Raw genomic sequence first — 12,702 nt, 5'->3', positions numbered from 1 at the left:
TTTCTCAACAGCTCCACTTCACATCGGGAGGTCTTCACCCGTCTACAGCCCTCAGATCGTCACGTCACACGAACTCGACCAACGTGCCTGGGCATCACAGCTAGGGCAGCTGCAGCACGTAGCGCAGCAGCAGGTAGGTGCCGGCCGCCATGGCGCCCGCCATCGGGAAGGTCAGCACCCAGGCCGTGACGATGGAGCGGGCCACGCCCCACCGCACCGCCGAGACCCGCTTGGTCGCGCCCACGCCCATGATCGCGCTGGTGATGGTGTGGGTGGTGCTGATCGGCGCCTCGAAGACGTAGGCGGTGCTGTAGAGCACGCTGGCCGCGACCGACTCGGCGGCGAAGCCCCGCGGCGGGTCGAGGTCGATGATCCGGCGGCCGAGCGTGCGCATGATCCGCCACCCACCGGAGTAGGTGCCCAGCGAGATCGCGGCGGCGGCCGCGAAGATCACCCAGAAGGGCAGCGGGTCGCCGGCGGCGACGTAGCCGCCCGCCAGCAGCGCCAGGAAGATCACGCCCATCGTCTTCTGCGCGTCCTGCAGGCCGTGGCCCAGCGCCATCGCGGCGGCCGAGACGGTCTGCGCCAGCCGGAAGCCCGAGCCGACCTTGCCGGGGGCGGCGTTGCGGAAGCCCCACATGATGCCGACCATCACCAGGAAGCCGAGACCGAAGGCGACCAGCGGCGAGAGCACCATCGGGATGACGACTTTCTCGATGACCGTCGCCCAGTTGACGAAGGCGCCGGCCGCGAGCGCCGAGCCGACGAGACCGCCGATCAGGGCGTGGGAGGACGACGAGGGCAGCCCGAAGTACCAGGTGATCAGGTTCCACGCGATAGCGCCGACCAGGCCGCCCATCACGATGACCAGGCCGTGGGCCCCCGACCCGGGGTCGATCGTCTCCCCCACGGTCTGGGCGACCTTCTGCCCGAGGAAGGCGCCCACGAAGTTCATCACCGCCGCCATCGCCAGCGCGGCGCGCGGCGTCAGCGCGCGCGTGGAGACCGAGGTGGCGATCGCGTTGGCCGCGTCGTGGAAACCGTTGGTGTAGTCGAAGACCAGGGCCACGACGACGACCGCGATGATGATCGCGAGCTCCATCGCGGGTCAGGACTCCTTGGCGTGGATCTGCTCGATGATGTTGGCGACGCGCTCGAAGGCGTCGACGGCGCTCTCCAGCGACTCCACGACGTCCTTGATCTTGAGCACCTCGAGGGCGTCGTACTTGCCGCTGAAGAGCAGCGCCAGGATGTTGCGGAAGCTCTTGTCACCGGCGTTCTCGAGCCGGTTGATCTCGATCCAGAACTCCGAGAGGTCCTTCATCGACCGCAGCCGCGGCATCGCCTCGGCGGTGATCTCGGCGCAGCGCTGCAGCACCTCGACCTGCTCGGCGACCTCGACGGGCAGCGCCCGGACCTCGTAGAGGTTGGTCAGGTCGACCGCCTCCTCCATGTGGTCCATGACGTCGTCGAGGCCGGAGGCGAGGGAGTAGATGTCCTCGCGGTCGAAGGGCGTGACGAAGGTGTTGTTCACCCGCTTGGCGATCTCGTGCGTCGTCTCGTCGCAGCGGTGCTCGGCGTCGCGCATGCGCCGCGCGACGTCCTCCCGGTCGGCGTCGACGTCGAGGATCTCGGCGAGGATCCCGGCTCCCTCCACCAGATGGGAGGCCGAGGTCTGGAAGAGCTCGTAGAACGCGTTGTCCACGGGCTTGAAAAAGGCCACTGTTCACTCCGCACCAGAGGGTCAAGATCCGGAGACATGCTAGGGCCTCCCGAGACCTGAGGTCGTCCGGGCCGTCGTCCATTACCCCCCTGGGGTATATGGTGGCCTCATGAGCGCGCCCGAGAGTCCCGGCTACCACGACCGCAAGGCGGAGTACCTCACGCGCCTGCGTCGCATCGAGGGCCAGGTGCGCGGCCTGCAGCGGATGGTCGAGTCCGACACCTACTGCATCGACGTGCTGACCCAGGTCTCGGCGGTCAAGAGCGCGCTGCAGAGCGTGTCGGTCGGTCTCGTGGAGGACCACCTCGGCCACTGCGTGCAGGACGCCGTCACGAGCGTCGCCGAGGACGGCGAGGCCGGCCGTGCGCACGCCCGCGAGAAGGTCGCCGAGGCCAGCGCCGCCATCACCCGGCTGCTGAAGAGCTGATCCCACCCACCACCCAGGAGGACCCATGAGCACCACCTACGACGTCACCGGCATGACCTGCGGCCACTGCGCCCAGGCGGTCACCACCGAGGTCAGCGCACTCGCGGGGGTGACCGGCGTCGAGGTCGACGTGGAGCAGGGCACCGTGACCGTCGAGGGCGAGGGCTTCACCGACGCCCAGGTCGCCGAGGCGGTCGACGAGGCGGGCTACGAGGTGACGTCTGGGTGACCCAGCCCGTCTCCGCCCCCTCCCCCGAGAGCGCCGCCGAGGGCGCACCCGAGCGCGCTACGGTCGACCTGCTCGTCGGCGGGATGACGTGCGCCTCCTGCGTCGGCCGGGTCGAGAAGAAGCTCAACCGGCTCGACGGCGTCACCGCCAGCGTCAACCTCGCGACCGCCTCGGCGCACGTGGAGTACGACGCCGCGCGGTGCGACGAGGCGACCCTCGTCGCGACGGTCGAGCGCACCGGCTACACCGCGACGCTCCCCGTCGAGGGCGAGGGCGGCGAGCACGACCACGACCTCCCGGCCGACCTGCTGCGCCGCCGGCTGCTGGTCGCGGTGCCGCTCACCGTGGCCGTGGTGGTCCTGGCGATGGCCCCGGGCGTCCCGCGGCTGCCCTGGCTGCAGCTCGCGCTCACGCTGCCCGTGTGGGCCTGGGCCGGCTGGCCCTTCCACCGGGCGACGCTGGTCAACGCCCGCCACCTCGCCTCGACCATGGACACCCTCGTCTCGATCGGCACCACGGCGGCGATGGCCTGGTCGGTCTACGAGCTGGTGCGCCACGGCGCCGCCCACACGCACCCCTACTTCGAGGTCGCGGCGGTCGTGACGACCTTCCTGCTGCTGGGCCGGTGGTCGGAGGCCCGGGCCAAGGCCCGGGCCGGCTCGGCGCTGCACGCGCTGCTCGAGCTGGGCGCGAGCCGGGCGGTGCTGCTCGAGGGCGAGGAGGAGCGCGAGGTCGCGGTCGACGAGCTGCGGCCCGGCATGCTCGTCGTGGTCCGACCCGGCACCCAGGTCCCGACCGACGGCCGCGTGGTGCGTGGCAGCAGCGCGGTCGACGAGTCGATGGTCTCCGGCGAGAGCCTGCCGGTGGAGAAGCAGCCCGGCGACGAGGTCGTGGGCGGCACCCTCAGCACCGAGGGCCGGCTGGTCGTCGAGGTGACCCGCATCGGTCGCGACACCCTGCTCGCCCGCATCCGTCGCTCGGTCCTCGAGGCCCAGCACGGCAAGGCCCCCATCCAGCGCCTCGCCGACCGCGTCTCGGGCGTCTTCGTGCCGGTCGTCCTCGTGGTCGCGGTGGTCACGGCACTGGCCTGGCTGCTGCTCACCGGTGACGCCGACGCCGCCCTGACCGCCTCGGTCACCGTGCTCGTGATCGCGTGCCCCTGTGCGCTGGGCCTCGCCACGCCGACCGCCATGATGGTCGGCACCGGGAGGGCGGCGCAGCTGGGCATCGTGATCCGCAGCGCCGAGGTGCTCGAGTCCTCGCGCCAGGTCACCACCGTGGTGCTCGACAAGACCGGCACGCTCACGACCGGCCGGATGCAGGTGCACGCCACGGCCGGTGACGACGAGGCGCTGCGCCTGGGCGCGGCCCTGGAGACCGCCAGCGAGCACCCCGTGGCCCGCGCCGTCGCGGCGTACGCCGTGCCGGGCGCGGTCGTCGACGACTTCGTCAGCCGGCCGGGGCTCGGTGTGAGCGGGACGGTCGACGGCCGGGCCGTCGAGGTCGGTCGCGCCCCCGACCCCGCGTCGCTCCCGGCTCACCTGGGCGACGCCGTGCGCGCGGGGCGCGAGGCCGGACGCACCACCGTGCTGGTGACCGTGGCCGGCGAGCCCCGGGCGGTGGTCGCCGTGGGCGACACGCTCCGGGAGGAGAGCCCAGCCGCCGTGCGGGCGCTGCACGACCTCGGCCTGCGGGTGGTGCTGCTCACCGGGGACCACGAGACCGCCGCCCACCACGTCGCCGACCGGCTCGGCATCGACGAGGTCGTCGCCGGCGTCCGCCCCGAGGACAAGCTGGCCCACGTGCGCGCGCTGCAGCAGGCCGGCGAGCGCGTCGCGATGGTGGGCGACGGCGTCAACGACGCCGCGGCCCTGGTGCAGGCCGACCTCGGCATCGCCATGGGCACCGGCACCGATGCCGCGATCGAGGCCGGCGACCTGACCCTCGTCAGCGGCGACCCCCGGCTCGTGGCCACGGCGCTGCGGCTCTCGCGACGCACCCTGACGACGATCCGGCAGAACCTCTTCTGGGCCTTCGCCTACAACACCGTCGGCATCCCGGTCGCGGCCCTGGGCCTGCTCGACCCGATGCTCGCGGGGGGCGCGATGGCCGCCTCCAGCGTGTGCGTGGTGGGCAACTCGCTGCGGCTGCGCCGCTGGCGGGGGTGAGGCTCAGGCGGTGCGCTGGTGGGGGGTGACCCCCAGGATGCGGTCGATCTCGCCGGCCGAGAGGTGCTCGGGGCTCTGGTTGGCCGCGACGATGAGGTTGGCGGTCAGCTCGACCTCGTCCATGAGCTCGTCGTCCTCGAGTGGCACGTCGAACTGGTCCACGACTCCATCCCTCCCCGGATCGATAGCGGCTCGATGGACACGCTACCCGCACCACCACCCCCCAAAACATGACCCACCCGGGGCATCTTCCGGGGACGACGAAGGGCCCCGACCATCGGTCGGGGCCCTTCGCCGTTGCTAGAAGTCGTCGTGCGTCAGAGCGCGCGGACGTTCTCCGCCTGGGGACCCTTGGGGCCCTGGGTGACGTCGAACTCGACCTTCTGGTTCTCGTCGAGGGACTTGTAGCCCTGCGACTGGATCGCGGAGTAGTGGACGAAGACGTCGTCGCCGCCGTTCTCCTGCGCGATGAAGCCGAAACCCTTTTCGGCGTTGAACCACTTGACGGTTCCGTTGGCCATGCTGATTGTTCTCCTTGCGTGGTTTTCTCAGGCTGGGTGCACCACCTCGGTGACACCCGCACAGGCTGCGGTGATACGCCGTCCCGCCTCGCAAGCCTGGAAAGCCAAGAGAAGAACGCCGTTGGATCACAAACTCCAACAGGCGTTGTTGTAACCGCTGGAACTCGCACCCTGTGTGCACGACAGTAGCAATCCCCCAAGCCGAAGGGCAGCGCACCCCGCGTTGGTGTCGGCACAGCGCCACGAGACGTGGCCGACGAGGAGGTCCCTTCCGTGGCGCAGCAGGCCCAGGACACGCCCGCATCGCCCGAGGGCTCGTGGGAGTTCCACGACGGCGCCGGCCCCTGGTCGGGCTGGCTCTACCGCTACGCCGACGGCACCCTGGTGACCGAGGACGGCACCGTGCTCGAGGAGACGCCGGACCCGGAACCCGAGCCCGAACCCCAGCCCGAACCCCAGCCCGAGCCAGAGGCCGAGGCCGAGCCAGAGCCGGAGCCGGAGCCGGAGCCGGAGCCCGAACCGAAGCCGGAGCCCGAGCCAGAGGCCGAGGCAGAGCCGGAGCCCGAACCGAAGCCGGAGCCCGAGCCGGACGCCGAACTGCAGCCGGAGCCCGCGACGTACCTGCGCTGGGAGGGCCGGCCGGCGCTGCAGTACGTCGCCGGGCTGGTCTTCGTCGTGTCCGCGATCGGCGCGGTGCTGCTCGGGCTGACCTACCTCGCCGAGACCGACTCCGGTCGGCTCGTCACCGCCCTGGGGCTCGCCCTGCTGGCGGGGGCGGCGCTGTGGGCGGTCAGCGCGCTCACCCCGAGCGTGGTCACCCTGCGCGGGAGCACGCTCAGCGTGGAGCGGGGCGAGGGCAGCCGCAGCTTCGACCTCGCCGACCCCGAGGTGCAGGTCGACGTCGTCGGCTCCCCGGGGTCGCCGTCGTGGCGTGCCCGGCTGGTCTCGCCGTCGGGGGCCCGGGAGGTGCTGCGGCGCGGCGACGTCGACCCGCGGGAGTTCGCCGCGGTCGTGCGGTCGGTGCGCCACTAGCGTGGCCCCGTGATCCGCACGACGCCCTTCCACCCGCGGCTCAGCGAGCTCGACACCCAGCGGCTCTACACCCACTGGCAGGGGCACCTCTCGCCGCGGCGCTACACCCACGCGCCGAAGCACGAGTACTTCGCGGTGCGCAACTCGGTCGGCGTCTTCGACACCTCGCCGCTCTACAAGTACCGGGTCACGGGTCCGGACGCCGAGCGGCTGCTGGCCACCGCCCTGGTGCGCGACGTACGCCGCTGCCGGCCGGGGCAGGCGCAGTACACCGCCTGGTGCGACGAGCGCGGCTTCGTGCGGCAGGACGGCGTGGTGCTGCGCCACGCCCCCGACGACTTCCTGCTCACCGCCGCGCGACCGTGCCTGAGCTGGTTCGCCGCCGTGGGCGAGGGCATGCGGGTGCTCGTCGAGGACGTCTCCGACGCCTGGGCGATGCTCGCGGTGCAGGGGCCGCGCTCGCGCGCGGTGCTCTCGTCGCTGGCACAGGAGACGACGGGGCTCGCCTTCTTCGACCACGCCCCCGTCACGGTGGCCGGAGCCGCGGTGACGCTCTCGCGCACCGGCTACACCGGCGACCTCGGCTACGAGCTGCTCGTGCCCGCCGACGACGCCCTCGACGTGCTCGACGCCGTGCTCGAGGCGGGCCGGGGACACGGCCTGCGTCCCTTCGGCGAGGACGCGCTCTCGGTGCTGCGCATCGAGGCCGGCCTGGTGCTCGTCGACGTGGAGTGGACCGACAGCCGGCTGGCGCAGACCGACACCGAGCGCGTCACGCCGACCGAGCTCGGCCTGGGCTGGATGCTCGGCGGCAAGGACGCCGTGCACGAGACCGACCGGGCCTTCGTCGGCTGGGAGGCGATCCGCCGCGAGCTGCGTGAGGGCACCACCCGATGGCGCACCACCGGCGTCGTCGTCGACTGGCAGCACTGGGACGAGCTCCACCGCGGCGCGGGCCTGCTGCCGCCGGTCGTGGAGCACCCGCACCCCTACGAGTCGGTCCTGTACGACGCCGAGGGCGAGCACGAGGTCGGCTACACCACGTCCTTCGTGTGGTCGCCCGTGCTGCAGAAGCACGTCGGCCTCGCCCGCGTCCGTCCCGACCTCGCGGCCCCCGGCACCCCGCTGCGCCAGGAGATGGCGCTCTCGCACCACAACACCAGCGTCCGGGTCACCACGACCCGGCTGCCGTTCTTCGCCCCGGAGAGGAAGACGTCGTGACCGTCTCGACAGGCCCGACCCACGACTGGGACGCCCTCGTGGTCGGAGGCGGCCACAACGGCCTCACCCACGCGGCCTACCTCGCCAAGGCCGGCCTGCGCACCCTGGTGCTGGAGAAGAACGAGCTCGTCGGCGGCGCAGCGATCACCGAGGAGCTGCGGCCGGGCTTCTCCTTCACGACCTTCTCCTACGCGCTCTCGCTGCTGCGCCCGGAGATCATCCAGGAGCTCGACCTGGTCTCCCACGGCTTCCTCCCGCTGATGATGCCGTCGTCCTTCCACCCCACCGGCGACGGCGACTACCTGCTGCTCGGCGACGACCACGGGCAGAACGTCCAGGAGATCCGGCGCCACTCCCCCCACGACGCCGACGCCTACGACCGCTACCACCACGACCTCGACCAGGTCTGCCGGGCGGTCCAGCCGCTCTTCGACAACATCCCGCCCGACGTCTTCGGCACGGACCCCGAGGACCAGGCCGACGTCGCATGGCTGCTCGAGCACCTCGGGTCGGTCGACAGGCGGGTGCTGCACGACACCGTGCGGCTGCTCACCGGCAGCGCGTCGGACTGGCTCGAGGACTACTTCGAGCACGAGGCCGTCGCCGGCTTCCACGCCTCCTCCTCGATCATCGGCTCCAAGGTCGGGCCGATGTCGCCCGGATCCGGGCTGGTGCTGCTCTTCCACAAGCTCGGCGAGCACGACCGCCACCTCGGCTCGTGGGCCTTCCACAAGGGCGGCAACGGCGGCTTCACCCAGGTCCTCGCGCGCGCCGCGACGGCGTACGGCGCGGAGATCCGCCTCGGCGCGCAGGTCTCCGCCGTGCTCGTCGACGGCGAGACCGCGACCGGCGTCGTGCTCGCCGACGGCACCGAGCTGCGCGCGCCGGTGGTGGTCTCGGCGCTCGACCCGCGACGTACCTTCACCGAGCTGGTCGACCCCGTCACGCTCCCGGGCGACCTCGTCGACAGCGTGCGGCGGATGCGCTTCCGCGGGGTCTCGGCCAAGGTCAACTTCGCCCTCGACGGGCTGCCCGTCTTCCCCGCGCTGCCCGACACCGACGACCACTTCGGCGGCTTCCTCAACATCGGCCCCACGATCGAGTACGTCGAGCGCGCCTTCGACGCCGCCAAGTACGGCTGGTACTCCGAACGCCCCTTCATCGACGCCGCCGTGCAGTCGGTCGTCGACCCCGACATGGCGCCCCCCGGCAAGCACGTCATGTCGTGCTTCGTGCAGTACGCGCCGTACGAGCTCCGCGGCAGCACCTGGGACGCCGAGCGCGAGGCCTTCGGTGACCGGGCCCAGGCGGTGCTGGAGTCGCACTTCCCCGGCTTCGGCGACCTGGTCCTGCAGCGCGAGGTGGTCACCCCGCTCGACATCGAGCAGCGCACCGGGCTGACGGAGGGCAACATCTTCGCCGGGGAGTTCCTCGCCCCGCAGATGTACTTCTTCCGCCCCGCACCCGGCTGGAGCCAGTACCGCACCCCGCTCCGGGGCTACTACCAGTGCGGCTCCGGCACCCACCCCGGCGGCTGCGTCATCGGCTCCCCCGGCCGCCTCGCCAGCCACCAGGTGCTGCGCGACCTGGCGCGCTGACTACGTCCCTCGTGGGGCGTACATGATCACCGCGACGCCGACCAGGCAGATCGCCGCGCCCAGGTAGTCGGTGGCGGCGGGCCGGAAGCCGTCGGCCACCACGCCCCAGGCCAGCGAGCCGGCGACGAAGACCCCGCCGTACGCCGCCAGCACGCGGCCGAAGTCGGCGTCGGGCTGCAGCGTGGCGACGAAGCCGTAGAGGCCGAGCGCGATCACCCCGAAGCCGATCCAGAGCAGCCCACGGTGCTCCCGCACCCCCTGCCAGACCAGCCAGGCGCCCCCGATCTCCAGGAGCGCAGCGAGGGCGAAGAGCAGGATCGAGCGCAGCACCATGCGCTCGACGCTAGTCGCCCGGCTGCACCCGCGGATCGACGGCGCCACCACCGGCCTCAGCGAGGCGGCGACACCTCGCGCGACGTGTGTCCACGAGCTGATCGGGGCGTTGCCGGGCTGGTGCTACTCACCTACAATCGAACGCATGAGCGAGAGACACGCCGACGTCGACTTCCTCGGCAGCGTGCTCCGCTGGCTGGGTACGTCGATCCTGCCGCGATGTCGTCCGCCCACCTGGTCGACCTCGTCACTGCGCTCGAGCGGCTGAAGGGCGCGACCGCGGCGTGCCAGGCGCGGGCGGCCGCGGCGTACGACGCAGCGCAGCGCGAGCGCCACCCCGGTCGCGAGGCGGCCGAGCACGGCCGAGCCGTCGGACACGAGCTGAGCCTGGCGATGCGGGTCTCCCCCAGCCGAGGGCGTCGCTTCCTCGGCGTCGCCCTCGCCCTCGACGAGATGCCGCGGGTGGCGGCCGCGCTCACGGCCGGCGAGACCAGCACGCACCGCGCCGAGCTCGCGGTGAAGGAGACGGCTCACCTGTCCCGAGACGACCGCCGTGCGGTCGATGCCGGCCTGGCCGAGCGAGCCGGAGGGTGGGCGCGCTCGGCGACCGGACGATGGAGGCCGCGGCCCGCGGACTCGCTGACCGGATCGACCCGGCGGGTGGCGTACGCCGTCGCTCCCGCAACGCCTCCCGCCGGCGGGTCACGCTCCGGCCAGACGTCGACGGGACCTGCCGGCTCTCCGCCCAGCTGCCGCTCGTGCCGGGCGTGCGTGCCTTTGCCGCGCTCCGCCGTGCGGCCGACGACGCCGTCCGCGCCGGCGAGGCCGCGGGTCGATCGCGCGACCAGGTCATGGCCGACCACCTCGTCGACCGCCTGACCGGGCACACCGCCGGCCAGGTCGGCGACGTCGAGATCGCGCTGGTCATGTCCGACAGCGCGCTGCTCGCCGACGACACCACCGCCGACAGCGCCGCGACGCACGAGCCCGCCGTGATGTTCGCGGACGACGAGCACGTCGGTCCCATCCCCGCCGACGTCGCGCGCGGTCTCGTCCGCGAGGCCGACCGGGCCTGGGTGCGTCGCCTGTTCACGGATCCCGACAGCGGCGACCTGGTCGCGATGGACTCGCGACGGACCCACTTCCGCGGTGGACTGCGGCGCTTCCTGGTCTATCGGGACCAGGTCTGCCGCACCCCGTGGTGCGACGCCCCGATCAGGCACGGCGACCACCGACGTCCGCGCGCCGAGGGCGGCGCGACCACCGGCGACAACGGACAGGGACTCTGTGCGGCCTGCAACTACGCCAAGGAGTCGGCTCGCTTCCGCGACCTCACCGACGCGGGCGCCGACGTCGTGGTCATCACCTCGACGGGGCACAGCTATCACTCCGCGGCGCCGCGGCCACCTGGCGCCCCTCCCTGGCGGCCGCCGAGGTCACCCCTGGAGCTGCGCTACCCGTCCTCGCGCATGGCCCACGCGTAGGCCGCGAAGCGCACGCACCCACCGATGCCGTTGGCCACCGCCAGCACGGCGACCTCGGCGAGCCGGGTCGCGTCCGGGGAGGCCTGGTGGAGCAGCCACAGCGACGAGGCCGTCAGCACCGTGTTGAGCGCGAGCACCGCCAGGCCGAGCACCTGGTGCGGCACCACGGTCCGGCGGCTGCTGACGCCGAAGGTGAAGCGCCGGTTGCCCGACGTCACCGCGATGGTGGAGAGGACGAGCGAGACCAGGTTGGCCCACTGCGCTCCCAGCGGCTCGCGCAGCAGCAGGTACAGCCCGAAGTACGCCGCCGTGCAGGTCATGCCCACCGTCATGAAGGCGGGCACCCTCCGCAGCCACCAGAACCGGCGGCGCTCGGTGCTGGCGGAGGTCACCGACCCAGTCTGCCCGGCGACCCCCAGTCCCGGGAGCGCACCATCGGCGGCGACGACGGGGAGCAGTGCATCCTCGGGACGGCGTCCGGCGTGGCCGGCTCGGGGGCCTCCGGCTGCGGCCGTCGCCACGGGACGCCGAGCGCCACCACGACCGCGGTCAGCACCATCAGCGTCGCGGCGCCGAGGAAGACCGCGCGCGAGGCGTCGGCGACGCCAGCCGGATCCGTCAGCGCGGCGCCGCTCAGACCTCCCACGAGGGGCACCAGCGCGACCGCGACCAGGCCGCCGGTGCGGGCCACGGCGTTGTTGACGCCGCTGGCCAGGCCCACCAGGTGCGCCGGGGCCGCCGCCAGGGCGGTCGCGGTGAGGGGCGTGACGAAGAGCGTCAGCCCCACCCCGAGGACCGAGGCCGGGAGCAGGACGTCGGCGACGAGCTCGGCAGAGGTGCCCAGGCTGCTGAACCAGCCCATCGCGCAGGCCGCGAGCAGCGCGCCGAGCACCATCAGCACCGTGGCGCCCGTGCGCTCCATCAGCGACCCCACCCTCCCGGAGAAGAGCAGCATCAGCAGCGTGACCGGCAGCTGCGCCGACCCGGCCTGCACCGGGGAGAGGCCGGACCCCACCTGCAGCAGCAGGGGCAGCATGAAGAAGGCCACCCCCAGCGCGCCGTAGAAGAGGAAGGTCGCCACGGTCACGCCGCGCAGCGTCCGGTCGTGCCAGAAGGCGGGCGGGACGAGCGGTGCGGGCGTCCTGGAGAGGTGGAGGCCGAGCAGGATCGCCGTCAGCACCGCCACCACCCCCAGCGCCACGACCACCGCCGTGCCACCGACGCCCATCAGCGCGGCGGTCACCGACGCGAGCAGGGCGCTCAGCAGCACGGCCCCGCGCCAGTCGAGGCTCGTGACCCGCTGCTCCTCGCGGCCACCGTCCGGAGCGATGTGCCGGCTCGTGGCCCACAGCACCAGGAGCCCGGCGGGCAGGTTGACGAGGAAGGCCCAGCGCCAGTCGGCGTGCTCGACCAGGACGCCGCCGAGCAGCGGCCCGACCGCCCCGGCGACGCCGGTCAGCCCCGACCAGACCCCCACGGCGCGCGAGCGCTCCTCGGCCCGGAAGGACCGGTGGATCAAGGCCAGGCTCGCGGGGGTCAGCAGCGCGGCGAAGACGCCCTGCGCCACCCGGGCGCCCACGAGCACCTCGATGGTCGGCGCCGCGCCGCACACGACGCTGGCGGCCGTGAAGCCACCCACCCCGACCAGGTAGGACCTCCGCAGCCCGAAGCGGTCGCCCAGCACCCCCGCGGTCAGCACCAGCGAGGCGAGCGTGAGGTTGTAGGCCGTCACCACCCAGACCGCCCCGTCGACACCGGCGCCGAGCTCGTCGACGACGCGCGGCAGCGCGATCGCCACCACGGTCGCGTCGACGAAGGTGAGGGCCGCGCCCAGCACGGTGACCAGCAGGACCCAGCGGCCCGTCGCCGAGCGGATCGTCGCTCCCGGTGTCTCCATGCGCTCCGACCCCCTCGCTGCGCCTACCGTGGTGACTTCTGGCTGCGCCTACCGTGGTGACGGTACGCC

Annotated in this window: 15 protein-coding genes; 8 read left to right on the top strand and 7 right to left on the bottom strand. The window is 72.8% G+C overall.

Going from position 1 to position 12,702, the window contains the following annotated elements:
• Window positions 1–100 precede the first annotated feature (100 nt).
• Both IG63_RS0108840 and IG63_RS0108835 read right to left on the bottom strand, forming a co-directional pair.
• Window positions 101–1,102, bottom strand: coding sequence for an inorganic phosphate transporter (locus IG63_RS0108840; RefSeq protein ID WP_030484007.1), 1,002 nt, complete (start codon window positions 1,100–1,102; stop codon window positions 101–103).
• Window positions 1,103–1,108: 6 nt separating this feature from the next.
• Window positions 1,109–1,705: a DUF47 domain-containing protein gene (locus IG63_RS0108835; RefSeq protein WP_245604366.1), complete on the bottom strand. Its 597-nt coding sequence runs from the start codon at window positions 1,703–1,705 to the stop codon at window positions 1,109–1,111.
• 127 nt (window positions 1,706–1,832) lie between these two features.
• Between IG63_RS0108835 and IG63_RS0108830 the strand changes: the two genes are divergently transcribed.
• The 3 genes from IG63_RS0108830 to IG63_RS0108820 are packed head-to-tail and all read left to right on the top strand — an operon-like array spanning window position 1,833 to window position 4,547.
• Window positions 1,833–2,150, top strand: a complete 318-nt coding sequence (locus tag IG63_RS0108830) for a metal-sensitive transcriptional regulator (protein ID WP_030484005.1) — start codon at window positions 1,833–1,835, stop codon at window positions 2,148–2,150.
• Window positions 2,151–2,175: 25 nt separating this feature from the next.
• Entirely contained in the window at window positions 2,176–2,379 is a 204-nt protein-coding gene (locus IG63_RS0108825; RefSeq protein WP_030484004.1) for a heavy-metal-associated domain-containing protein, read from the top strand.
• Window positions 2,376–4,547 (top strand): heavy metal translocating P-type ATPase, encoded by a 2,172-nt coding sequence (locus IG63_RS0108820; RefSeq protein WP_030484003.1) that lies wholly within the window; start codon window positions 2,376–2,378, stop codon window positions 4,545–4,547. Before IG63_RS0108825 ends, IG63_RS0108820 begins: the two co-directional genes overlap by 4 nt.
• 3 nt (window positions 4,548–4,550) lie before the next feature.
• Here IG63_RS0108820 and IG63_RS22615 read toward each other — a convergent pair whose 3' ends face one another.
• Together IG63_RS22615 and cspE are read right to left on the bottom strand one after the other, a co-directional pair.
• Window positions 4,551–4,709 (bottom strand): hypothetical protein, encoded by a 159-nt coding sequence (locus IG63_RS22615; RefSeq protein ID WP_157210082.1) that lies wholly within the window; start codon window positions 4,707–4,709, stop codon window positions 4,551–4,553.
• A 155-nt stretch (window positions 4,710–4,864) separates the two neighbouring features.
• Complete coding sequence (gene cspE / locus IG63_RS0108810; RefSeq protein WP_030484001.1) at window positions 4,865–5,068, bottom strand: transcription antiterminator/RNA stability regulator CspE; 204 nt, start codon at window positions 5,066–5,068, stop codon at window positions 4,865–4,867.
• 273 nt (window positions 5,069–5,341) lie between these two features.
• On the opposite strand from cspE, the gene IG63_RS23275 reads away from it, so the two are divergent.
• From IG63_RS23275 to IG63_RS0108795, 3 genes are read left to right on the top strand one after another with little or no spacing between them, the layout of a single operon-like run.
• Window positions 5,342–6,100: a hypothetical protein gene (locus tag IG63_RS23275; RefSeq protein WP_211249254.1), complete on the top strand. Its 759-nt coding sequence runs from the start codon at window positions 5,342–5,344 to the stop codon at window positions 6,098–6,100.
• Window positions 6,101–6,109: 9 nt separating this feature from the next.
• Window positions 6,110–7,321 carry an aminomethyl transferase family protein gene (locus tag IG63_RS0108800; protein WP_030483999.1) on the top strand — a complete coding sequence of 404 codons (1,212 nt, stop codon included), beginning with the start codon at window positions 6,110–6,112 and terminating at the stop codon, window positions 7,319–7,321.
• Entirely contained in the window at window positions 7,318–8,919 is a 1,602-nt protein-coding gene (locus IG63_RS0108795; RefSeq protein WP_030483998.1) for a phytoene desaturase family protein, read from the top strand. The genes IG63_RS0108800 and IG63_RS0108795 overlap by 4 nt, the downstream gene beginning before the upstream one ends.
• Here the strand turns inward: IG63_RS0108795 and IG63_RS0108790 are convergent, their stop codons facing one another.
• The gene (locus tag IG63_RS0108790; RefSeq protein WP_030483997.1) at window positions 8,920–9,252 is read right to left on the bottom strand and encodes a YnfA family protein; all 333 of its coding nucleotides are present in this window, start codon (window positions 9,250–9,252) and stop codon (window positions 8,920–8,922) included.
• Window positions 9,253–9,397: 145 nt separating this feature from the next.
• On the opposite strand from IG63_RS0108790, the gene IG63_RS23810 reads away from it, so the two are divergent.
• On the top strand, window positions 9,398–9,520 hold the full coding sequence (locus IG63_RS23810; RefSeq protein ID WP_281174278.1) for a hypothetical protein: 123 nt from the start codon (window positions 9,398–9,400) through the stop codon (window positions 9,518–9,520).
• 322 nt (window positions 9,521–9,842) lie between these two features.
• Entirely contained in the window at window positions 9,843–10,736 is an 894-nt protein-coding gene (locus tag IG63_RS20575) for an HNH endonuclease (protein WP_051706418.1), read from the top strand.
• Here IG63_RS20575 and IG63_RS0108780 read toward each other — a convergent pair.
• Both IG63_RS0108780 and IG63_RS0108775 read right to left on the bottom strand, forming a co-directional pair.
• Complete coding sequence (locus IG63_RS0108780; protein ID WP_030483996.1) at window positions 10,706–11,128, bottom strand: GtrA family protein; 423 nt, start codon at window positions 11,126–11,128, stop codon at window positions 10,706–10,708. The two genes, IG63_RS20575 and IG63_RS0108780, sit on opposite strands and share 31 nt — an antisense overlap.
• The gene (locus IG63_RS0108775) at window positions 11,125–12,633 is read right to left on the bottom strand and encodes an MFS transporter (RefSeq protein WP_030483995.1); all 1,509 of its coding nucleotides are present in this window, start codon (window positions 12,631–12,633) and stop codon (window positions 11,125–11,127) included. Before IG63_RS0108775 ends, IG63_RS0108780 begins: the two co-directional genes overlap by 4 nt.
• Window positions 12,634–12,702: the final 69 nt, after the last annotated feature.

The sequence above is a fragment of the Nocardioides aequoreus genome, from assembly GCF_000720335.1.
In the GTDB taxonomy this organism is placed as follows: Bacteria; Actinomycetota; Actinomycetes; order Propionibacteriales; family Nocardioidaceae; genus Marmoricola; species Marmoricola aequoreus.
Note: the sequence above shows the minus strand (reverse complement) of the source record. Positions and strands in the feature narration are given on the sequence as shown.

Excerpts from the sequence above, each read along its gene's own strand:
- IG63_RS0108830 (WP_030484005.1), top strand. The coding sequence starts at position 1,833 with ATGAGCGCGCCCGAGAGTCCCGGCTACCACGACCGCAAGGCGGAGTAC.
- IG63_RS0108790 (WP_030483997.1), bottom strand. The coding sequence starts at position 9,252 with ATGGTGCTGCGCTCGATCCTGCTCTTCGCCCTCGCTGCGCTCCTGGAG.
- IG63_RS0108825 (WP_030484004.1), top strand. The coding sequence starts at position 2,176 with ATGAGCACCACCTACGACGTCACCGGCATGACCTGCGGCCACTGCGCC.
- IG63_RS23810 (WP_281174278.1), top strand. The coding sequence starts at position 9,398 with ATGAGCGAGAGACACGCCGACGTCGACTTCCTCGGCAGCGTGCTCCGC.
- IG63_RS0108775 (WP_030483995.1), bottom strand. The coding sequence starts at position 12,633 with ATGGAGACACCGGGAGCGACGATCCGCTCGGCGACGGGCCGCTGGGTC.
- IG63_RS0108840 (WP_030484007.1), bottom strand. The coding sequence starts at position 1,102 with ATGGAGCTCGCGATCATCATCGCGGTCGTCGTCGTGGCCCTGGTCTTC.
- cspE (WP_030484001.1), bottom strand. The coding sequence starts at position 5,068 with ATGGCCAACGGAACCGTCAAGTGGTTCAACGCCGAAAAGGGTTTCGGC.